This is a genomic window from Mucilaginibacter sp. NFX135 (assembly GCF_048565145.1).
Classification (GTDB): Bacteria; Bacteroidota; Bacteroidia; order Sphingobacteriales; family Sphingobacteriaceae; genus Mucilaginibacter.
Genome location: NZ_CP183412.1, coordinates 1607339 through 1629316, shown reverse-complemented (window position 1 = coordinate 1629316; position 21978 = coordinate 1607339). Strand labels below are relative to the sequence as shown.

17 protein-coding genes are annotated in these 21978 nt (G+C 42.9%); 9 read left to right on the top strand and 8 right to left on the bottom strand.

The window, feature by feature from the left end; translation table 11 throughout:
- The first annotated feature begins 46 nt into the window (after positions 1-46).
- From ACNURT_RS07110 to ACNURT_RS07100, 3 genes are all read left to right on the top strand, one after another.
- Entirely contained in the window at positions 47-883 is an 837-nt protein-coding gene (locus ACNURT_RS07110; protein ID WP_419702116.1) for a sulfite exporter TauE/SafE family protein, read from the top strand.
- A gap of 119 nt (positions 884-1002) precedes the next feature.
- A complete protein-coding gene (locus ACNURT_RS07105) occupies positions 1003-1383 on the top strand; it encodes a DUF1634 domain-containing protein (RefSeq protein ID WP_419701148.1) in 381 nt (126 codons plus the stop codon).
- A 57-nt stretch (positions 1384-1440) separates the two neighbouring features.
- Complete coding sequence (locus tag ACNURT_RS07100) at positions 1441-1656, top strand: KTSC domain-containing protein (protein WP_370993819.1); 216 nt, start codon at positions 1441-1443, stop codon at positions 1654-1656.
- Between the two features lie 3 nt (positions 1657-1659).
- On the opposite strand, the gene ACNURT_RS07095 is transcribed toward ACNURT_RS07100, so the two are convergent.
- Positions 1660-4113 carry an outer membrane beta-barrel protein gene (locus ACNURT_RS07095; protein WP_419701147.1) on the bottom strand — a complete coding sequence of 818 codons (2454 nt, stop codon included), beginning with the start codon at positions 4111-4113 and terminating at the stop codon, positions 1660-1662.
- 268 nt (positions 4114-4381) lie between these two features.
- On the opposite strand from ACNURT_RS07095, the gene ACNURT_RS07090 reads away from it, so the two are divergent.
- Positions 4382-5701 (top strand): serine aminopeptidase domain-containing protein, encoded by a 1320-nt coding sequence (locus ACNURT_RS07090; protein ID WP_419701146.1) that lies wholly within the window; start codon positions 4382-4384, stop codon positions 5699-5701.
- A 419-nt stretch (positions 5702-6120) separates the two neighbouring features.
- On the opposite strand, the gene ACNURT_RS07085 is transcribed toward ACNURT_RS07090, so the two are convergent.
- A complete protein-coding gene (locus tag ACNURT_RS07085; protein ID WP_419701145.1) occupies positions 6121-6600 on the bottom strand; it encodes a DinB family protein in 480 nt (159 codons plus the stop codon).
- Positions 6601-6872: 272 nt separating this feature from the next.
- Between ACNURT_RS07085 and ACNURT_RS07080 the strand changes: the two genes are divergently transcribed.
- Positions 6873-8666 (top strand): DUF885 domain-containing protein, encoded by a 1794-nt coding sequence (locus tag ACNURT_RS07080; RefSeq protein ID WP_419701144.1) that lies wholly within the window; start codon positions 6873-6875, stop codon positions 8664-8666.
- A gap of 205 nt (positions 8667-8871) precedes the next feature.
- On the opposite strand, the gene ACNURT_RS07075 is transcribed toward ACNURT_RS07080, so the two are convergent.
- Complete coding sequence (locus tag ACNURT_RS07075) at positions 8872-9129, bottom strand: hypothetical protein (RefSeq protein ID WP_419701143.1); 258 nt, start codon at positions 9127-9129, stop codon at positions 8872-8874.
- 154 nt (positions 9130-9283) lie between these two features.
- Between ACNURT_RS07075 and ACNURT_RS07070 the strand changes: the two genes are divergently transcribed.
- Complete coding sequence (locus tag ACNURT_RS07070; protein ID WP_419701142.1) at positions 9284-10204, top strand: DUF6263 family protein; 921 nt, start codon at positions 9284-9286, stop codon at positions 10202-10204.
- 473 nt (positions 10205-10677) lie between these two features.
- Here the strand turns inward: ACNURT_RS07070 and ACNURT_RS07065 are convergent, their stop codons facing one another.
- Together ACNURT_RS07065 and ACNURT_RS07060 are read right to left on the bottom strand one after the other, a co-directional pair.
- Complete coding sequence (locus ACNURT_RS07065; protein WP_419701141.1) at positions 10678-11037, bottom strand: hypothetical protein; 360 nt, start codon at positions 11035-11037, stop codon at positions 10678-10680.
- Between the two features lie 8 nt (positions 11038-11045).
- The gene (locus ACNURT_RS07060; RefSeq protein WP_419701140.1) at positions 11046-11663 is read right to left on the bottom strand and encodes a TNT domain-containing protein; all 618 of its coding nucleotides are present in this window, start codon (positions 11661-11663) and stop codon (positions 11046-11048) included.
- A 424-nt stretch (positions 11664-12087) separates the two neighbouring features.
- On the opposite strand from ACNURT_RS07060, the gene ligA reads away from it, so the two are divergent.
- From ligA to dapA, 3 genes are all read left to right on the top strand, one after another.
- Entirely contained in the window at positions 12088-14103 is a 2016-nt protein-coding gene (gene ligA / locus ACNURT_RS07055) for an NAD-dependent DNA ligase LigA (RefSeq protein WP_419701139.1), read from the top strand.
- Between the two features lie 127 nt (positions 14104-14230).
- Positions 14231-16687 (top strand): DUF5686 and carboxypeptidase regulatory-like domain-containing protein, encoded by a 2457-nt coding sequence (locus ACNURT_RS07050; RefSeq protein ID WP_419701138.1) that lies wholly within the window; start codon positions 14231-14233, stop codon positions 16685-16687.
- A 157-nt stretch (positions 16688-16844) separates the two neighbouring features.
- On the top strand, positions 16845-17723 hold the full coding sequence (dapA, locus tag ACNURT_RS07045) for a 4-hydroxy-tetrahydrodipicolinate synthase (RefSeq protein ID WP_419701137.1): 879 nt from the start codon (positions 16845-16847) through the stop codon (positions 17721-17723).
- A gap of 71 nt (positions 17724-17794) precedes the next feature.
- Here dapA and ACNURT_RS07040 read toward each other — a convergent pair whose 3' ends face one another.
- The 3 genes from ACNURT_RS07040 to ACNURT_RS07030 form a co-directional block, all read right to left on the bottom strand.
- On the bottom strand, positions 17795-17974 hold the full coding sequence (locus tag ACNURT_RS07040) for a histone H1-like protein (protein WP_022830046.1): 180 nt from the start codon (positions 17972-17974) through the stop codon (positions 17795-17797).
- Between the two features lie 310 nt (positions 17975-18284).
- On the bottom strand, positions 18285-19718 hold the full coding sequence (locus tag ACNURT_RS07035; RefSeq protein ID WP_419701136.1) for a glycoside hydrolase family 125 protein: 1434 nt from the start codon (positions 19716-19718) through the stop codon (positions 18285-18287).
- Between the two features lie 256 nt (positions 19719-19974).
- Positions 19975-21711 (bottom strand): phospho-sugar mutase, encoded by a 1737-nt coding sequence (locus tag ACNURT_RS07030; RefSeq protein WP_419701135.1) that lies wholly within the window; start codon positions 21709-21711, stop codon positions 19975-19977.
- Positions 21712-21978: the final 267 nt, after the last annotated feature.

Genomic DNA, 21978 nt, shown 5'->3' with positions numbered 1-21978 from the left:
ATGAACATTTTTTTGCTACTTTCGCAATTCAAGTTGGCTGCAAATGATGTCGGTAATTGTATTAACGCTTATCCTTTTTATCGGCGCGTATTTCGCGGGTTTATTAGGTTCATTAACCGGCTTGGGTGGCGGCTTTGTTATTATTCCGCTGCTTACCCTGGTGCTTCATGTTGATATACATTACGCTATTGGCGCTTCACTGGTATCGGTAATCGCCACTTCGTCCGGTTCGGCCGCGGCTTATGTTAAAGAGGGTATCACCAACATCAGGCTGGGCATGTTCCTGGAAATTGCTACAACAGCCGGGGCTATGGTTGGCGCATTGATTGCCGTTTATATCCCCACAAATTTCATCGCTATCCTGTTCGGTATTATTCTGATCACATCGGCCATTATGTCCTTACGCAAAAAAGCCGAATTGATAAATCAGGAAAAGAACCTGCTGGCAGAAAAGCTGAAGCTCAACAGTAGCTTTCCTACAGCTAATGGCCCCGTAAACTATACCGTAAAAAATGTAGGCGGCGGTTTTTTTATGATGGGTTTTGCCGGGATAATATCTGGTTTACTGGGCATAGGCTCCGGTGCATTAAAAGTATTGGCTATGGATACTATCATGCGCATACCCTTTAAAGTATCAACAACTACCAGTAATTTTATGATAGGCGTTACAGCCGCCGCAAGTGCCGTTGTTTATTTACAGCGCGGGTACATTGATCCGGGTCTGTCAATGCCTGTAGCTATTGGCGTATTGCTGGGTGCTTTAAGCGGGTCAAAAATATTGGTGCATACCAACTCATCGGGCTGGTTACGCTGGGTGTTTGCAGTAGTGGTAACCTTTTTGGCCGTGCAGATGATATATAACGGGCTAATGGGGAAAATATAGTTTAGTTTATTGGTTCATTGGTCTTTAATAACCTGATAAGTAAAATACCATGAATTACCAATGATACTAATGAACCAATGAACAAGTGATACCGATGAACTAATGACACAAATGAACAAATGAGCAAGTTTAGAGATACCGACATGCAGGCCGTCATCGGCTGGATATTACGCGTAGGTGTGCTCCTATCTATGAGTATTATTTTCATCGGGGGTATCATATATCTTTACAGGCATGGCCAAATTCCTGCGGATTACCGTACATTTAAAGGGGTGCCCGATTTTGTACATAACACCCGGGGTATACTTAACGGCATCATTACCTTTAGGGGCCGGGCTATTATACAGGCCGGTATTATTTTACTTATTGCTACTCCTATTATCAGGGTAATATTTTCGGCCATAGGTTTTGTGCTCGAAAAAGACCACCTGTATACAGGTATTACCTTATTGGTTCTGCTCATTATTTTGGCCAGCATGCTTAGCGGCCATGCCGGTTAATATTGTACAAACAACAATTAATTAAAACTTTTTCCGCCTGCATATATTATTATATATATGCAACGGCATGTAGTTGAATCAACAGCATTAAATAGCCTTGGCTATGATCCCTCAGCTAAAATTTTAGAAGTAGAGTTTAGGGACAGCGGTGGTGTATGGCAGTATTTCGGATTTCCGATGACCGCCTATCAAAAATTCATCAATGCTGACTCCCTGGGCAATTACTTCGTCACTAAAATTAAAGGTAAATATCCAGAATTACGTGTCAGATAGCGGTTAGTTGCCATTACCCGTACGGCGTTGTTCATCATCGCTGCCGGTATTATGCTTACTGGCCGATTTAACAGAGGTTTTACCGAAACGATAAGTAAAGTTAATCATCACCCTGCGGGTTTCTCTTTTATCGATAGCGGTAAAATCAACATTTTGATACTGTACCTTATATCGAAATTTGTCGCTGTTAAAAATATCAATAACGCTTAGCTTCAAATTACCACGTTTGTTTAATACCTGTTTCCCTATGCCCGCATTTACCCTATATTGTTGCTTAAGCTCATTTATGCCATAAAGTGTCGGCGTTTCATACATGCCCGACAGTTCTGCCGTGATAGTACTGCTCATCTTAAATTCCTGTGAAGTATTAAAAATAATATCTTGCATTCCCCGGTTGAAATTACCATATATGGCATAGGCTTTATAACGCTGATACATGGCTTCTAAGTTAAAACTACCACTCCACCAGTTATTAAATTGAACAGGGGCATAAAATGTTAGACCGTAAACGAATATCCGGCCAAAATTCCGCTTTGTGGTTATATTAACTTTTGACGAATCGTTTTGCTCATATATCGGGAAGTCGTACGCATCATTGGTTATATTATAATACAAAGTGGTTATAAATTTATCGTTATAGGTATGTGCTAATTGTATGGAATTAGTATAATCCGGCTTTAGTTTAGGATTACCTGAATTATAATCGTACAGGTCGGTATAGGATAAAAACGGATTGATAGACTGATAATCAGGCCGTTCGATGCCCCGGTTATAGCTCAGGTTCAGCGCATTTTTCTTATCCAGGTCATAACTAACCTGCATTTGCGGAAACAGGTTAAAATAGTCATTTTTATTGGTCACTCTATTGGTTTGATCCATTGGTATCGAAGTACCTGTGGTGTTTGTTTTTTCGGCCCTTAAGCCGGCGGTTATATCAAACTTTCCTATTTTACCCACATAATTTAAATACGCCGCGCTTACAATTTCGGTATAGATAAAACGGTTGGTATAATTTGGATCGGCTTGATAGGCATTATTTATCAGCGGGCCAAATATTAAATTATTATCACTTTGAACATGATTATATTTTACACCAGCCTCCAATCTGGAGGTTTTTGAAATCGGGTTCACATAATCCATCTTTGCTGTCCATATATGGATATCAGAAGGAGAAAGATTTTCCAGTTGCAGCGAATCACGATATTTTATACCAGCCGGGGTATAAAAATTATTGGTTATATACTCGTTTGAATGACGATGATAAGTTGAATAATTAACATCAGCCGACAGTTTTTTTCCACTCTTATCCAGCGTATTATTATAATTGATATTGTAATTTATAAAACTATTCCCCCTGTCAAGTGCCGATTGCGCAATGATCACCGAGTCGAGCTGCTTTTGGTTAGATATTTTTAAATCATTATTCTTCAAAAAATGATCTTTCCGTACAATCCCGCCCACCAGCACGCCTATGGTTTGTTTGGGTGATATCGCATAATCAGCCCCAAATCTAAAATTATGATTTTGAGTTTTTTGGATATTATTATAATCAACGTTATAATTACTTAAAACATCTTTATAAATAATATTCCGGTTAGTGTTAAGGTACCTGCTGGTTTTATTATCATCAAAGGTATAATTGCCAAAAACATTAAGCTTGGCACTGCGGTTGTTAAAGGTGATGCCTGCCCGGCTTTTGTAATATTTGCCGTATCCGCCACCCAGGTTAATAGTGCCGTTGGTGCCAATATTGGTTCCTTTTTTGGAAATGATATTGATAACACCACCTCCTGATGCATCATATTTTGCAGATGTGCTGGTAATCATCTCTATTTGGTCAATAGTACTGCTTTGCATGCTGCGCAGCAGGTTTACCAGGTCATCGCCGGTTAAGTTGGTCGGTTTGCCATCAATAGTTATCAAAGCGGCTTGTCTGCCGCTGATCATCAGGGTTTCATTCGTACTGTTTACATGTACGCCAGGCGACTGCCGGAGGATATCATAGGCCGAGTTTCCTTCGGCGGTGAGGCTATTCTGAACGTTCAGAACTATCTTACCAGGTTTTACTTCGATATAAGGTTTTTTAGCAACCACTTTAACCTCTTGCAGCTGATTGCTTATCCGCTTCAGAACTATATTTTCGGCTACAATATTTTGCCCTTCTAATACTTTGTATGAGCTGGAATAAACTTTACTACAACCTATGCTGGTGGCTAAAAGCAGATAGGTATCCGGGGAGATATTAGCGAATCCAAACTTACCTGCTGCATCCGCCAGGGCGGACCGTACCACTGATGAATCGGCAGCTTTCAATAAAACAACGGTAGCAGCCTCGGCGGCGTCCTTGTTTTCCATCAGAACTTTGCCCTGTATTGCCGAAGGTTTTGTTTGCGCGAAAGAAAAAAAACATATCCCGATCAAAAATATCGAGAACAAGCCTCCAAATAAAACCTTCATTAATAAGTAGTGTAGAAATTTCCTATAACCGAGACCTGATATTGTACTGCAATATAGTAAAATATATTAAATCATATAAATTACTTATTGGCGATTTTACGATACTTAAATAATAAATGTTGCTGATATCTTAATTTTTATAATTTAGTAACAAACCTGCAAGCAATATCTTTTTTAGGTGAACATCTGTACCTAATAAGTTAAAAACAATCAATTTTTATTTAATTTCGACCCACCAGACCACCATACTGTTTTGATTACCATAAACATGAAGAAAGTAAGCTTTTTTACCCTGATCATTTGTTTTTTTACGATCGGTACTATAGCGGCGGCCCAGCCGGCACCCGCTAATTATGCCATTGCCTTAAGCAAGTTTAAACGGTTGTACAACGCCGGTCAGCCTGATAGCATATTTAGTATGTTTAGCTCCGAAATGAAGACAGCTTTGCCTGCAGAGCAGTTCAAGGCTACTACCCTGCAGTTAAAATCACAGCTTGGCAACCTTACCGATGCCGATTTTGTTAAGTATGAAGCGCCACTGGCCTATTATAAAGCTACTTTTCAGAAAGGCACCTTTTTGTTGAACCTTTCCGTAAATTCACAAACCCAGTTTACCGGTTTGCTTTTAAAGCCCTATCAGGCCCCTGCAACTGAAACCGCTAAGGTAACATCAACCCCAACTTTACCTACCGACCCATCTGTAACAGAATCCCCGGTAACGCTAAAAACTTTTTCGGGCTCTATTTCAGGCACATTGGCTATGCCAAAAAACGCTGCCGATAAAATACCGGTTGTGTTGATTATAGCCGGCTCGGGCCCAACAGACCGCGATGGCAATAGTCCAAAGCTGGGTTTAACTTGTAACGCCTATAAAATGATTGCAAATGAACTGGGTAAGAACGGTTTTGCCTCCCTGCGTTATGACAAGCGCCTGGTTGGCCAAAGTGTAAGCTCAACCAAAGAGAATGAGCTACGCTTTGAGGACTATATTGATGATGCTGTAGGCTTGATCAATATGCTCAACGACGATCAGCGTTTTTCAAAGATCATTATCCTGGGTCATAGCGAAGGATCATTAGTAGGCATGATGGCAGCTAACGGCCAGCCTGTCAAAGCGTTTATTTCTGTAGCCGGAGCAGGCGATTCGGCCGATAAGATCATGACCGAGCAGATGAAATCAAAAGGCGCCCTGATATCCGATGGTTTTAATCGCATGCTGGATAGTTTGAAAAGAGGCAAAACGACTGACAATATCGACCCATCCCTTTATCCTTATGCCCGGCCAAGCATACAGAAATACTTGATGTCGTGGTTTAGGTATAACCCTATCCGTGAGATCAAAAAGATAAAAATACCTATCCTCATTGTTCAGGGCACAACCGATTTACAGGTAACCGTGGCCGATGCCGAAAAACTAAAAAAAGCCAAATCAGACGCTGTACTGGACATTATCCCGGGAATGAACCACGTACTGAAAGATGCCCCGGCCGATAAGGAAAAAAACACAGCTACTTACAACGAGCCAGAACTGCCCCTGAAACCCGAATTTGTAACAGCCCTCATCAGCTTTTTAAATAAGCAGAAGTAAAATGTTAAAGTAGCCGGCACCAAAACTTTTTAAAGCTTAAATTTTAACAATTTCGAAACAAAAACAGGCAAAAAAACGCTTGAAAATTGATCCAAAACATCAATTTTAACACTTTTTAACAAATTTCTGCACGGTTTTGATGTGTTTTAAAAACTTTAAAAAGTATTAAATAACTAATTACAAAACCGCCCGTTTTTGATCCGGTTTTTGCTCTTAAACAAACAGCCCGGTTCTCCAATAAAAGAGAGCCGGGCTGTTTGTTTATAAATTTGAGAAGAAGCATAAATCTCAATAATATCCAATAATGAATTTCGAATGCCCAACATCGAAGATCCATTTTCACCTTTCCTACTTCATTATTCGATATTCAACATTCATAATTCGATATTCCAGTTCCCCCTTCAGGGGGGTTAGGGGGTTCACCACGCGCCAAGCAGCCTTCTGATCACAATAATTTCGGCCACATGATAAGCGTTATGATCGGCAACCTGTAAAGCCTCCCGCAGGATGGTTTGCCCATCGCCATGTGGTATTTTACTATACAGATCGCCGTTTTTTATTAGACTGGCCAGTTCCTCCCGGTCAAGCTCTATCTGTTTTACCGATTGGTTCCAGGCTTCATCACTTTGCGGCGCTGTTTCTTTGGGCCAGTAATCATCGGGCCAGTTGGGCGACTCATGGCTGCCATCCTTACTAAACTCCAGCATATCCCATTGCGCAATACGGATATGCTCCACCAGTTGCCAAATACTATAAGGCAGTTTATCGGGTTTGGCTCCTCTCAAATCGGCAGGTAAATCTTTCAGCGCACGTTTCAGGTCGGCATGGGCATTGCCCCCGTTCAGCAGGTGCAGCAGTTCATCAATTAATATCTGGTGTTCTTTATCTGTTGCGTTCATTATAATTACTGAATTATTGAATTAGTGAATTAGTGATTGGGGGAACAAGAATTTCTTTTTAGAGCAAGGATTTTTGGAACAAGGAGCAAGGATTTCTTTATTCCTGTAGTCTTTGTTCTTTGCTCTTTCTGTCCTTGTTCCAAAAGTCCAAAAGTCTTTGCTCCTTGTTCCAAAAATCTTTGTTCCAGGAAAAGTAACAAATTAATCTATGGTTTGATTTATATGCCTTAAATGTTTTAAGTTTATCCTGCATTAATAAATCATTTTATCCCGTGATCATCAAAAATATATTCGTAAGGCTGGCCCTGGCCGTTATTGTTTTCCTTGTTGCCTTTACCGGCTGTAAAAAAGATATGGGCGGCGGTGGCAGCGGCGCGCTATTAGGTAAGGACGACGCGGCTTTTATTACTTATGAAAACTCCTTCCTGGAGCATTTATGGAAACTGAACCCCGACTGGGCAACTTCTGTAGGCTATCATAAGTACGATAGCTTATTGTACATTCCCAGTGAGCAAAGCCGGAGCAAAATGCTGGAGTTTGTTAAGTTCCAGATAGATTCTTTGAGTCGTTTTGAGGTGAACACGCTTAATGAAAGCAACCGGATTGATTATAAAATAATGCAAAACCAACTGGATTACACCCAATGGCAAATTGAACGCCTGAAATCACACGAGTGGAATCCGGCTACTTATAATGTTATAGGTACCTTTGCTTATATGCTTAATGAGCATTATGCACCTCTTACCAAACGTTTGCGCAACTTTTATCAGCGCCTGGCTAATGTACCCGCCTATTACAAAGAAGCCCAGAAACAAATTAAAAACCCGGTTACCGAGCTTACCACGCTGGCCATTGACCAAAACCTGGGCGGACTAAGCGTGATCGAAAAGGATTTTGACGATTCGCTCAAAAAGACCGACATTCCCAAGGCCGAAAAGAAACAAATGACCGATAGAGCCGCGCTTGCTGTACAGGCTATTAAAGGTTATGCCGATTGGCTCAAGGCTTTGAAAAATGATCACCCGCGCAATTTCCGTTTGGGAAAAGATCTGTATGAAGATAAATTTAAGTACGAAAATGTATCGGCCAGCAATGCGCAGCAAACCTTTAACGCGGCTATACAGCGCAAAAAATACGTACACGGCCAAATGGCTAAAATAAGCCGCGACCTATGGCCTAAATATTTTGGCAGCAAAGCCATGCCGGGCGATACGCTAACGCTCATTAGGGTTATGATTGATACCTTATCGGCCAAACATGTGAAGCCGGATGAATTTCAGTCGGCCATTGTACAGCTGATCCCTAAGTTAAAAGATTTTGTAAAAACCAAAGATCTTGTAACGCTCGATCCTACTAAACCGCTTATTATCCGTAAAGAGCCGGGCTATATGGCCGGCGTAGCAGGCGCTTCCATGAGTGGCCCAGGCCCGTATGATAAAAATGGCAATTCTTATTTTAATGTAGGCAGCCTGGCTGGCTGGAGCCCCGAAAAAGCCGAAAGCTACCTCCGAGAGTATAACCAGTATATCCTCCAGATATTATGCATCCATGAGGCTGTGCCGGGGCATTATGTACAGGGCGTTTATGCCAATAAAGCACCCAGCATCATCAAATCGGTATTTAGCAATGGTCCTTTAAATGAAGGTTGGGCGGTATACTCCGAAGAGATGATGCTGGATAACGGCTATGGCAACAACGAACCGGAAATGAGGCTGATGTGGTATAAATGGAACCTGCGCTCGGTTTGTAACACCATACTGGATTACAGTGTGCATAGCGGCGACATGACCAGAGATCAGGCCATCAAACTATTAACCGTAGAAGCATTTCAGCAACAGGCCGAAGCTGAAGGCAAATGGAAAAGGGTAAGTGTGAGTAGTGTGCAGCTAACCAGCTACTATACCGGCTACAAGGAGATCATTGACCTGCGCGATGCCTACAAGATAAAAATGGGAGATAAATATAAACTAAAAGACTTTAACGAGAAACTTTTAAGTTACGGCGGCGCGCCTATCAAGTTTATCAAAGAGGCCATGCTGGCCAAACCAGCGGCGAGTAAGAATTAGGATGGAGTTGGAAGGTTGTAATGTTAGAAGGTTGTAAAGTTGAAAAGTCTGCAAGATGAAAATTGTTGCTAAAAACATTTCAACATTACAACCTTCTAACCTTGCAACTTTAAACTAAAAAAGAGATAGCCCATGAATAATAAAAACTCATGGACTATGAACCATAAGCCATCACCCATGAACTATCAAATTCTTTTATGCTTTACTATGCGTAATGATTTTCGTAATGATGTATAATCTGATACTCCAGTTGGGCTAATACATTATCTTCCAGTTTACCCTGGCAGCAAACCACATTGTGCTTGCTATTGTCCAGATTAACTTCTGCAATAACTTTACCTTGATCAACCACGCGGAATCGTCCTGCTTCATTTGGTAAAACGGCTACAATGCGTTCATCATCCTTAAAATTGATCAACACATGAAACTGGTGCTGTGGTATAAATGCTATTTGCTGTAACATAAAAACCCCCTTTCCGTTGTTAAAATATACTAATGAAATATAAAGAGCATTGATTACTATAAAGTTAACGAAATTACTTTTAAATAATTGTTATGTTTTGCTGCATTTTTTGATGCAGATTTTTGTAATAACTTTAACCTGTAATAAATACGCTATGAAATTTCTTTTTAATCTGCTTTTCATCGTCGGCATTAGCCTGTCGTCACAAGCGCAAAAATTAAAACTTGCCCTGCACCTGGTTAAGGGTAATACCTATAATATGGTTACCCATACCACATCGGCCATCAAGCAAACCATTAACGGGCAGGAGAATAATATTGAGATCACCATTACAGGCAGCACCTCGTTTAAGGTATTAAATGGCAATGATTCCCTGTACTATATGGAGGTTAATTATAAGATCCTGGGCTTAAAAATGCAGCTCCCCAACGGCCCGGTAAGCTATGATTCGCAAAAGAAGGACCCGAACGATTTTATGTCGGGTATCCTGGCCGGCCTGGTGAACAAACCCTTTACAGCTACATTTACCAAAAGCGGCAGGGTAAAATCGGTGGAGAATGTAGAGAACATGATCTCGTCGGTACTGGATAGCTTCCCGCAGGTACAAGGGCCACAGAAAGATCAGATCAAAAACCAGTTTCTGCAGTCGTTCGGCGCCAAAGCCATCAAAGGGAGCATTGAACTGGCTACGGCGGTTTTCCCGGAAACACCGGTGTCCAAAAACGACAAGTGGACAATCAACACCAGTCTGGAAAGCGCCATGTCGGCAAAAACAAGTACCGTTTACCAGTTAACCGATATCAGCCCCACCAGCTATGTGATCCATGGCGAAGGTACACTGGCCACCGACGCCGCTGCCGACTTTAAGCAGGTGAGCAATATGCCCATGAAATATAACATGACCGGCACCATGACCGCCGACATTAAGGCTGATAAAGTTACCGGCTGGATCAGCGAATCCAAAAGCAAACAGGTGATCAGCGGTACGGTGGATATTAAAGATAATCCAAAAGTGCCCGGGGGTGTTAGTTTCCCGATGAGTGTGGTGAATGAATCGGTAACTACGGATAAGTAATAAGCTTTTCTTTATAAATGGATGTCATGCTGATCTAGTCGAAACATAGTGGGTCTAGGCGACCAATGCATGGTGAATTAAAACGCGGGCTAAGACTCACCCCGTCTGCGCTTCGCTGGACGACCCTCTCTGCCGCTTTGCGGCAAAGAGGGTAACTCAGTATGACAAACAAGTACTAAGCCCTTCAATCTCCCTCTATGCGGCGAAGCCGGAGAGAGGGATGTCGAGCGAAGCGATGACAGGGTGAGTCGATTCTCTTGCTCCCGCGAGATTAGCGTAGCGTATCTCGTGGGCAACATGTTTAAAGCCTCCGGCTTTAGTTCAGCTGAAAGCTGAAGCGTGCATACCACGGACTGGAAGCCCGCAGCAGCGGAGGCTGTCATGCTGATTTCGAAGCATGGTGGGCAGGCCTCTACGCACGATCCTTCGACAAGCTCAGGATGACCGTCTGTTTTTCTTGAGTCACGAGATATCTATTTAACCACCCACACGCCTTCCAGATACAGCTTATATCGTGTTGGCTGAAATTCGCCGTAGGCAAAAACAACTATCGTTTTACCTGTTTTGTAAAAATATAGTTTCAGATTAGCGCTGCCGCGATATTGATGCAAAAAGCCGCCATCGGTTGTAAACCCTCCGGTTTTTACGATGGATTCAAAATCATCTTCGCCAATAACGCCCCGCAGATCCTCAAAATCATGTTTAACAGCTTCATCAAATGCAATAGCGCCTTCAAAGTCTGTTTTAATGTCCGGTCTAAAGGAGCGGGATATAACGTCCTGCTCAGCTCCGTCAAAGATCAGTGATCCTATCTTCTCCTGTTTTGTGATCATGGTTGATGTTATTTAGTTTTTTTCTCCTCTGCTATATAACCTTCTTTTTTAAGGTCATTAATAATGTACGGCGTTTCGTACTGGATACCTAAACCGGGTTTACCAAACCAGGGAATAATGGTGCCCCGCCTTACATTGGGTATAGGTTTCAGGATCTTATAAACACGGTAAGGCGAATTTAGTGTTTTATCGGGTAAAGCGCGCTGCGGAAAAGGCACACCGGTTTTGGATACAAATGTACCACGGTCCTGGAATACGCTGTCGGCATCAAAATAACCGCCATAACGGTCAATTTCTATACCAGCGGGCAAGGTTACTATTTTCAGATCGACTGCACCACGGTTTGGCGGCCAGCCGCCGTTCAGGTTGTTAGCGGTAAAAAACTGTTCCAGTTGGGCCCATTTTTCTTGTTTCCAGAGTCTCCAGGCAGTATCGGCCAAAGGTTTCTTGGTACTATCAGCAAAGTCCGATACCGATTTTACAAAGTCGGCATAGGCAATGCCCCTTACCAGGCCATTGTTTTGGTGACCTTTAGCATGATGCGGGTGATGTTTTTTGGATACCTGTGCCTGTGCACAGAAAGGCATCAGCAAAACTGCGAGCAGCAGTAGTCTAATTTGTTTCATTTTTGTTTTGGTTTAAGTTGACTAATAATTAAATATTTAATAAATATTACACAAAACGAAACTAAATATTTATTATTAAGCAACAATTGAACTTTTTATTCATTTTTATATTTGGCCAAAACAGCGTTTATAGTTTGTAAGAATATTGTCGCGCGGTGGACTCACCCCGTCTGCGCTACGCTGGACGACCCTCTCTACGGCGCAACTCCCCTCTAAATCTCCCCCAAAGGGGAGACTTCAAAAAAGAATATTTTAAAGCCCTCTCCTTTGGAGAGGGTTGGGTGAGGCTTTTCCGCCGCAGGCGAAGAGAAGGATGTCGAGCGCAGCGATGACAGGGTGAGTCGACCGCCGGCCGACAATTTGAATTACATCCAGTTTTATAGTTTGTAAACTATGAATAAAGTAATTTCTTAACTTCGCATCTATGTCACCAGCGGAAGCCAAAAACCAGATCAAGGCCTTAACAACCGAGTTAAAACAGCACAATTACAACTACTATGTGCTCGCCATGCCTACCATTGCCGATTTTGATTTTGATAAGAAATTAGAACAGCTCAATAAGCTGGAAAAAGAATTTCCGGAGTTTGCCGATCCGGATTCGCCGACGCAAAAAGTTGGCGGCGATATTACCAAGGAGTTTGTGACTTACAGGCACCGCTGGCCCATGCTGTCATTAGGCAATACCTACAATGAACAGGAATTGCTTGATTTTGATCAGCGCATACGCAAAGCTATTGGCGATAACTTTGAGTACGTATGCGAGCTGAAATTTGATGGCCTGTCTATGAGTTTAACTTATGAAGACGGCAAGCTGGTACGTGCCGTTACCCGAGGCGACGGCGTGCAGGGCGATGAAGTAACTGCCAACATACGCACCATTAACACCATACCCAAACGTCTGCACGAAGGTGCCGGATATCCCAGCTACTTTGATATACGCGGCGAGGTTTTTATGCACCGCAAAGCCTTTGAACGCCTCAATAACGAACGCTTAGAGAACGGAGAGGTTGCATATGCTAATCCCCGCAACTTTGCCTCGGGCACCGTTAAAATGCAGGATTCGGCCGAGGTAGCTAAACGCCCGCTGGATTGTTTCCTGTATTTTTTGTATACCGAAAAACCCGTGTTTAAAACTCACTGGGAAAGCCTGCAGGCTGTTAAAAGCTGGGGCTTCCATACCAACGAACATAGCCGCCTTTGTAGTAATATTGACGAAGTATTTGAATTTATAGCCAAATGGGATAAGGACCGGTTTGGCCTGAGCTATGATACCGACGGTATAGTGATCAAGGTAAATAATTATTCGCAGCAGCAGGAGTTGGGCTTTACGGCCAAATCGCCGCGCTGGGCCATAGCCTATAAATTTAAAGCCGAACGGGTGGAAACCGAACTGCTGAGCGTAAGTTACCAGGTTGGCCGTACGGGCGCTGTTACACCGGTAGCCAATTTAAAGCCGGTATTGCTGGCCGGCACCACGGTTAAACGCGCTACACTGCACAACGCCAACGAGATCATCCGTTTGGACCTGCACGAAGGTGATACCGTTTTTGTGGAGAAAGGCGGCGAGATCATCCCGAAGATCATCAGTGTAAATCCAGAAAAAAGGGCGCAGAATGCTGTGCCCGTAGTATACCGCACTACCTGCCCGGCCTGCAATACCCCGCTGGAACGCAAGGAAGGCGAAGCTGCTTTTTACTGCCCCAATGATGAAGGCTGCCCTCCGCAAATTGTGGGTAAAATGCAGCACTTTATCGGTCGCAAGGCTATGGATATTGACGGACTGGGTGATGAGACCATCGAAACCCTGTATTCGCGGGGGTTTATCAGTCATATCAGTGATATTTATAAGCTGCATGAGCATGCAGATGAATTAAAACAGATGGACCGCTTTGGCGATAAATCCATCACCAACATGCTGGAAGGTATCGAGAAGTCGAAACAAATGCCTTTTGAAAAAGTGCTGTTTGGCCTGGGCATCCGCTACATTGGCGAAACCGTTGCCAAAAAACTGGCCATCCATTTTAAATCGATAGACGGACTGATGGCCGCCAACCAGGAAGAACTGGTTACCGCCGATGAAATTGGCGAGCGCATAGCCCAAAGCCTGATTGATTATTTCGCGGATGAAAAACACCGGGAAGAAATTGAAAAATTAAAAGCCCTGGGCCTGCAGTTTGTTGCCGACATTAAAGAAGTAAAACTGGCCAGTGAAAAATTAAGCGGACAAAGCTTTATCATATCCGGCGTGTTCGAGAAATACTCGCGCGATGAGTTGAAGGATCTGATAGAGCAAAATGGCGGTAAAATACTGAGCAGTATATCGGCCAAGCTCAGTTACGTAGTTGCCGGTGATAATATGGGCCCCGCAAAGCTGGAGAAAGCGCAAAAATTAAATATCCCCATTATCAGTGACGAGGAGTTACTGGCGATGATTGGTTAGATATGAGATTTGAGATTGCCGGTTAAAATACCGGCATTTCTATTTTTAGTCTATTTCACATTATTTAACAAAACTGTGTTGTAACATTTAGTAATTAAGTTTCATCTTAGTACAAACTACCTGCTAAATGAAACATGCCTTACTATTTGCCCTGTTTTTATCATGGGGCGCACCTCTATTTGCCCAGCAATTTACCATCAGCGGCAAAATAACCGACGAGCAAAACAAACCCGTTCCCTTCGCATCCATCTATGTTAAAAATACATCCAAGGGCACTTCGGCCAATAGCGAAGGGGTGTACCAGCTGCAATTAAGCGCCGGTAATTACGAGCTGCAATACAAAGCAGTAGGCTATGGTCAGCAAAGCCGGCAGGTGGGTCTTAGTGGTAACCAGGTGATCAATATCTCGCTCCAAACCGAAACCTATCAGCTTAAAGCTATCTCTATACACGCTGGCGGCGAAGACCCTGCCTATACCATCATCCGCAAGGCCATCAAAAAACGTAAAACTTATTTGACCGAAGTTAATGCTTACACCTGCGATATTTACATTAAAGGTTTGCAAAAGCTATTGGCCGCACCCAAAAAGTTCCTGGGTTTTGATGTACAGAAAGCTACTAACGAGGCTGGTCTCGACTCCAACCGTACAGGCATTGTTTATCTGTCAGAGTCAGAATCAAAATATAGTTTTGTACGGCCCAACAAAGTACATGAAGTGCAGGTATCCTCCAAAGTATCGGGACAAAACCGGGCGTTCAGCTTTAACCGTGCATCGGATATGGCGGTTAATTTTTATGAGAATTTTGAAACATGGGATGGCTTGAGCAATCGTCCGCTGGTATCGCCTATTGCTGATAATGCCTTGTTCTATTACAACTACAAATGGATGGGTATTTCTGTTGAGAACGGCGAAACCATCAACAAGATTCAGGTAACGCCCAAACGCGCGCATGACCCTTGCTTTGAGGGCTACATTTATATACTGGATGATAGCTGGCGCTTATCGGCCCTGCAATTGTTCATTACCAAAAAGGCCAACATCAACCTGGTTGATACCCTTAAAGTAAACCAGCAATTTTACCCTGTGAACAATAATACCGCCTGGATGCCAGCCAGTATTAAATTTGAATTTACAGGAGGTTTACTGGGCTTTAAAGTTGGCGGTTATTATATTTCGATATATAAAAATTACGACCTGGAGCCCAGCTTTGCCAAAACCAATTTTGCCGAAGTTTTGCGGATAGACAAAGGCACCAACAAAGATTCGACCTATTGGAACCAGCAACGCCCTATCCCCCTCACCAACGAAGAAAAGACCGACTATATCAATAAGGATAAACTGGCCCACAAACGCGAGTCGAAACAATACCTCGATTCGTTGGATAAGGCCAATAATGAGGTAAAACCCCTGGGGATGTTGCTCACCGGCGTGGATGTCCGCAACCGGTATAAAAAGGAAACTTTCCATTATGATGGCCTATTAGGTTCGGCGCTTTATAATACGGTAGAAGGTCTCGCTATCAACTACGGCGTATCATATACCAAAGTAATCGACACACTTAATAACCGTTCGCTGCTATTGGATGGTCATATCCGTTACGGTTTTTCGAATCATCTGCTCAATGGCACTGTGGGAGCAGCCATACCTGTAGGCCAGCGGTTCACACTTGGTATCCGCGGAGGCTCAGACATCACCGACCTGAACAATCAGCAGCCGGTATCTACCCTTGTTAATTCGCTGTATACTTTGTTTGAGCGGCAAAACTATCAGAAGCTGTATCAAAAACAATTTGTATCGGCTTCGCTATCCGGTCGCGTTGTGGGCGGATGGCTGGCGAGCGCCACGGCAGAGTGGGCCAATCGCAAATCACTGGCCAACAGTACTACGTATAGTTTCTTTAGTCCGCAAAATCACGAGTTCACCTCCAACAATCCTTTGAATCCGGCGCTGGATATTCCGCTGTTCCCGGAAAACCAATCGTTCAAAATAGCATTACGCACCAGCTACAATTTTAGCGATCAGTATGAAACCTATCCATCGGGGCGAAAGTACCTGCCATCAAAATACCCTACCATCGGTATAAATTACACCAAAGGCATAAAAAATGTACTGGGATCTGATGTAGATTATGACCTGCTAAGCGCCGATATATCCAAATCAAACATCGATATGGGCTTTTATGGCAAAACTTCCTTTTTTATAGGCGCAGGTAAATTCCTGAATGCCAACAAACTGTACTTTCCCGATTATAAACACTTCGACGGCAACCAGCTATTGGCCTATACCCCCGGCATTAACCGGTTCCTGCTATTGGATTATTACAACTTCAGCACGCCCGATAAATACGCCGAAGGTCACCTGGAGCACAATTTCATGGGCTTTATCACTAACAAGATCCCGCTCATCCGCAAACTGAAGCTGCAGGAAATTGTGAATGTAAACTACCTGTACACCCCTACGCTTAAAAATTATACCGAGCTTGGTTTCGGTCTGCAATATCTAAATATCAGGCTGATGTATGGCAAATCATTCAACAGCGGCAGCAACACCAATTCGGCTATCAGGCTGGGGGTGAGTTTGTGATTGGTGAATAGTTAATAGTGAGCGGTGAGTAGTTGGTTCATTCGGCTTTTATTAGCCAAAAAGATCTCAGTACATTTATTATTCATTACCAACCATTCACCATTCACCCCTCACTATTCACCACGAATCACTATATTAGCGTCCTTTAATTTTACTCATGAATATATTTTACGGAACAGGGGTAGCCATGGTGACCCCTTTTCAGGCGGATGGTCAAGTTGACTACGAGGGTTTGAGAAACCTTATTGAACATTTGATTGATGGCGGGGTGCAATACCTGGTATCATTAGGTACAACCGGCGAAAGCGCCACATTGAATGCCGACGAGCGAAAGCAGGTTTGGGCATTTACCGCGGAGGTTGTCAAGAAGCGCGTAAATCTGGTTGCCGGTATAGGCGGTAATAATACTCATGAGGTAGTTGAGCAAGTCAAAGAATTTGATGTTACCGGTTACGATGCCATATTATCATCAAGTCCGCACTATAACAAACCTACCCAGGAGGGTATCTATCAGCACTACAAAGCGATAGCACAGGTTGCGCCACTCCCGGTAATTTTATATAATGTACCCAGCCGTACCGGCAGCACTATTGCAGCCGAAACAACCGTACGTCTGGCCCGTGATTTTAAAAATATTATTGGCATCAAAGAGGCTTCAGGCAATTTCGACCTGTTTAACCACCTGATGCGCGATAAGCCGGAGGCGTTTTTAGTGATATCCGGCGACGATCCGGTTACGCTGCCTATGATGGCCATGGGAGCTGTAGGTGTGATATCGGTTATCGGCAATGCTTTGCCTAAACCACTGTCGGCCATGATCAGCTTATTGCTTAATAACGATTACAAAGCCGCGCAAAAAATAAACGCCAGCCTGGTTGAGTTTACCCGATTAATGTTTGTGGAAGGTAATCCCGCAGGTGCCAAAAACGCCCTGAAACATCTGGGTGTTTGTGACGAGCATTTGCGCCTGCCATTGGTACCGGTAAGCAGTAAGATAGCCGACGCCATTAAACTGGAAACAGACAAGCTTTCATAAGCAAATAATCTTCAACAAAAAAACCCGGTTATCATATAACCGGGTTTTTTATTGGAATAAGAAAAATCCTACTAAGCTTCTTTATTTTTAGCTTCCTGTACTTCCAGACGGATAGCCTGTGCCAGGTTTTTAAGATCTTGCATGCCTTTACGAACACGTGTTCCGGCAGCGCTGTTTCCTTTGTTGTAGAATTTGTCGGCGTCGGCCTCCAATGAAGCTACAAGCTCTTTTACTTCAGTAAATTTTTTCATTTAATTACTCCTTTTAAAATTATTGAGGTTTATTGTTTTAACTAAAGCTAATCTATAATGTTTTTTTTTAATTAAAAACTTTTAAAGCAAAAAAATACTGCCTTAAAAGTGGTTTTTTTCCACATTTTAAAGGATTAATGGATATTTAAGTGAACATTTATTATATTAAAAACAAAAAATAATAAAATATTTTTAATAATAAATTCAATATAAATATTTAATACAAAAAATTATTTTATATAATAATATTTTATATGATTTTAGTTGAAAAAATTCGTATTTAAATACAAATCATATATTAAAAATCGTATTAAATGATTTCCTGCAATATATCCGGATAATGCTGGTGTGTTTTGATGATCAATTCTCCAAATAAAGTGTTAGCCCAGGCAAACCATTTACGGGTAAAATCATCGGCATTATCCTTATTGAACGACTCATGCATAAAGCCCGTGCCTGCATGTGTTGTCTTTAATAACCGCAAACATTCGGTGATCTCATCTTTATGGGTAGAGGTTAAGCCACGCATAATAATAGCCATAGGCCATATATAACCTATCCCAACGTGCGGACCGCCAATGCCTTCTGCTACTTTGCCTTTAAAGAAGTAAGGATTGTTTTGGCTTAACACAAACTTACGGGTATTTTGGTACAGCAGGTCGGTAACCGGCAAAGAATCCAGGTAAGGCAATGCCAGCAAACTGGGTACGTTGGAATCGTCCATAAATAACTGATTACCGTAACCATCAACCTCAAAGGCCAGTATTTTACCATACTCCGGATGCTGGGCTACAGCGTATTTTTTAAGTGCGGCATCAACTTCGGCTGCAAGGGCACGGCAGGCGGCAGATGTTCCGCTATCGTTACCGATGGTGGCATACATTTCGGCCATCTGGTTTAAGCTGGTAACAGCGAAATAGTTTGACGGGATCAGGAATGGATAAATGGTGGCATCATCAGATGGGCGGAAGATAGAACAGATCAACCCTACAGGTTTAACCGGGTTACCATAACCCCTGTTAGGCGCGGTATCGCTGGCAACTTCGGTTTTCCGTTGGAAATGATAAGGGCCTTTGCCTTCCTTACGCTGCTGCTCCTTAAAGGTTTTCAGGATGATCTTACCGGCTTTTTGCCAGCTTTCATCAAAAAAGCTGCTGTCGCCGCTGATCTTCCAGTAATTATAAGCCAGTCGTACCGGGTAACAAAGTGAGTCGATCTCCCATTTGCGCTCGTGCAGTTCCGGCTTCATATCGGTATTGTCGGTATCCCACTCGCTGCCGGTTGGCCCCTGGTTAAAGGCATTGGCATAGGGATCTATCTGCACACACTTAGCCTGGCGGCTCAATACGCCCTGTATCAGCTTTTTAAGCGCCGTGTCGGTCTTGATCAGTGGCAAATATGGCCAAACCTGTGCGGATGAATCGCGCATCCACATGGCGTTAATATCGCCGGTAATTACAAAGGTATCGGGCTTACCACCGGCTTCGGAATAGTTTACGGTAGTATCCAGGGTATTGGGATAGCAGTTTTCAAACAGCCAGGCCAGTTCGGGATCTTTAATATCTTTTTTCACCTTTTGAATAAGGGCCTCAACCGCCTTACTGGTAAATTTACGATCGGCCAGTTTAGGGCGTTTACTTTCAAACGCTGGCAAAGTGCTGGCAAATAATGAAGGTGTAACACCCAGGGTAATACCCGCGGCGGCTACGCCGTTCAGTTTGATAAAATGTCTTCTGGTGAGCATAAAGATTTTTTAATGGTAGCCGTAAAAATATAAAAGCCTTTGGTTATCCGAAAGATATTGGGATTTTATTTTAAAAGGTTTTAGCAACATCCCCCTCTACATCATTTGCGAGCGATAGCGTGGCAATCCCCGATAAGCAGAGCCGCTCTGTATAGTTAGGGATTGCCACGCTACGCTCGCAATGACGCGTTGGATAAAAACACAAAAGGCGCTTAAGGCGCCTTTTGTGTTTGATATATTTTTTTTTTAAAAGTAATTAAACTCCCAGATCCTTCATAATGGTATCGATTTTTGCTTCCAGTTGCTGGTCGGTTTCATGGTAAGCAGCTTTGCTGGCCAGCTTTCCATTTACGCTGCAATAGAACTTAATCTTAGGTTCGGTACCCGATGGACGGGCAGATATAATGCTTCCGTCTTCAGTGATGAATTGCAATACATCTGATTTTGGCAATTCCAGCGCTTTGGTGGTATTGCTGTTCAAATCAGTTTCTATGCCTTTTTCATAATCTTTCAGGGTGATCACCTTTGATCCGCCCAATGTAGCAGGCGGATTGTTCCTGAATTTATCCATCATCGCCACAATTTCTTCGGCACCGGTTTTACCTTTTTTGGTGATCGAGATCAGTTTTTCTTTATAGAAACCATACTGGATATAGGTATCAATAAGAGCTTCAAACAAGCTGCTTCCCTGATCTTTATAAAAGGCGGTCATTTCGGCAATAAACGCGCTGGATACAATGGCATCCTTATCACGTACCAACTCCCCTATGAGGTAGCCATAGCTTTCTTCGCCGCCACCAATAAAGGTTTCCTTGCCTTGTAATTTGGTCATCAGCTCGCCAATATATTTAAAACCTGTAAGTGTATTATAATAGGTCACATTTTTGGCTTTGGCAATCGCCTCAATGAGGTTGGAGGTTACAATGGTTTTAACAATGTATTCCTTGCCGGTAAGTTTACCTTTATCCTGCCATGCGGTTAACAAGTAATTGATGAGCAAGCTGCCGGTTTGGTTACCGTTAAGTAATATAAATTCGTTCTGGTCATTTTTAACGGCGATACCTACACGGTCGGCATCCGGATCGGTTGCCAGCACCAGGTCGGCATCGGTTTCCTGGGCCTTTTTCAGCGCCAGTGTTAATGCTTCCTTTTCTTCAGGATTTGGATATATTACGGTTGGGAAATTACCATCTGGCGTGGTTTGTTCATCAACCAGTATCACATTTTCAAAGCCAAAAAGCTGCAGGGCCTTTGGTGTTAGAGTGATACCTGTACCATGGATTGGCGAGTATACAATTTTAAGATCCTTTTGTCTTTTAATGGCTTCTGGCGATACTGAAAGCTTCACAATTTCGGCCAGGTACAGATCATCAATGTCCTTACCTATGGTTTCTATATTTTCTTCAACGCGGTTAAATTTTACCTCATCAATGCTTTTTATAGCTGCTACTTCGTCCATTACAGCTTTATCATGCGGGGCAACTAACTGACCGCCGTCATCACCATAAGCTTTATAACCGTTGTATTCTTTTGGATTGTGCGATGCGGTAAGCATTACCCCGCTTTTGCAACCCAGGTGGCGTACCGCGAAGGAAAGCTCGGGTGTTGGGCGTAAGGCTTCAAAATAATACACATGGATACCATTTGCCGAAAAAACTTCGGCCGTGGTAGAAGCCAAAAGATCGGCGTTGTTACGACTATCATGCGCTATGGCTACTTTAATTTTTTCGCCGGGGTAAGTTTTTTTAAGATAGTTGGCTAAACCCTGGGTAGCGGTACCGATGGTGTACTTATTAACACGGTTTGAGCCGGGGCCCATAATACCGCGAAGACCACCTGTTCCGAATTCAAGGTCTTTATAAAATGAATCGGTTAATTCTGTATATGCCTTATCATCCAGTAATTTTTGTATCTGTTGTTTAACATCAGCATCGTAGCTGCCTTGAAGCCATGTATTTACTTTTTGTAGTACGGAGGGGTCTAATTCTTGCATGTGTACCTTTATTAATGGATAATTTGTTAAAATCAGTTTGATAACAAATATGGTAATAAAATGTGTGCGTGCAATTGAACAATAAAATATTTTATAACGTCATTGCGAGCGAAGCGTGGCAATCCCCGATAGGCAGAGCCGCTCTGTAAGTAGGGGATTGCCACGCTTCGCTCGCAATGACGCGCGTGATGGGGAGACAAAAGAAAAGCCCCGGTAAACCAGGAGGGCACTGAAAAAGTCCATTTAGGCTATAGGGGTAGAAAATTT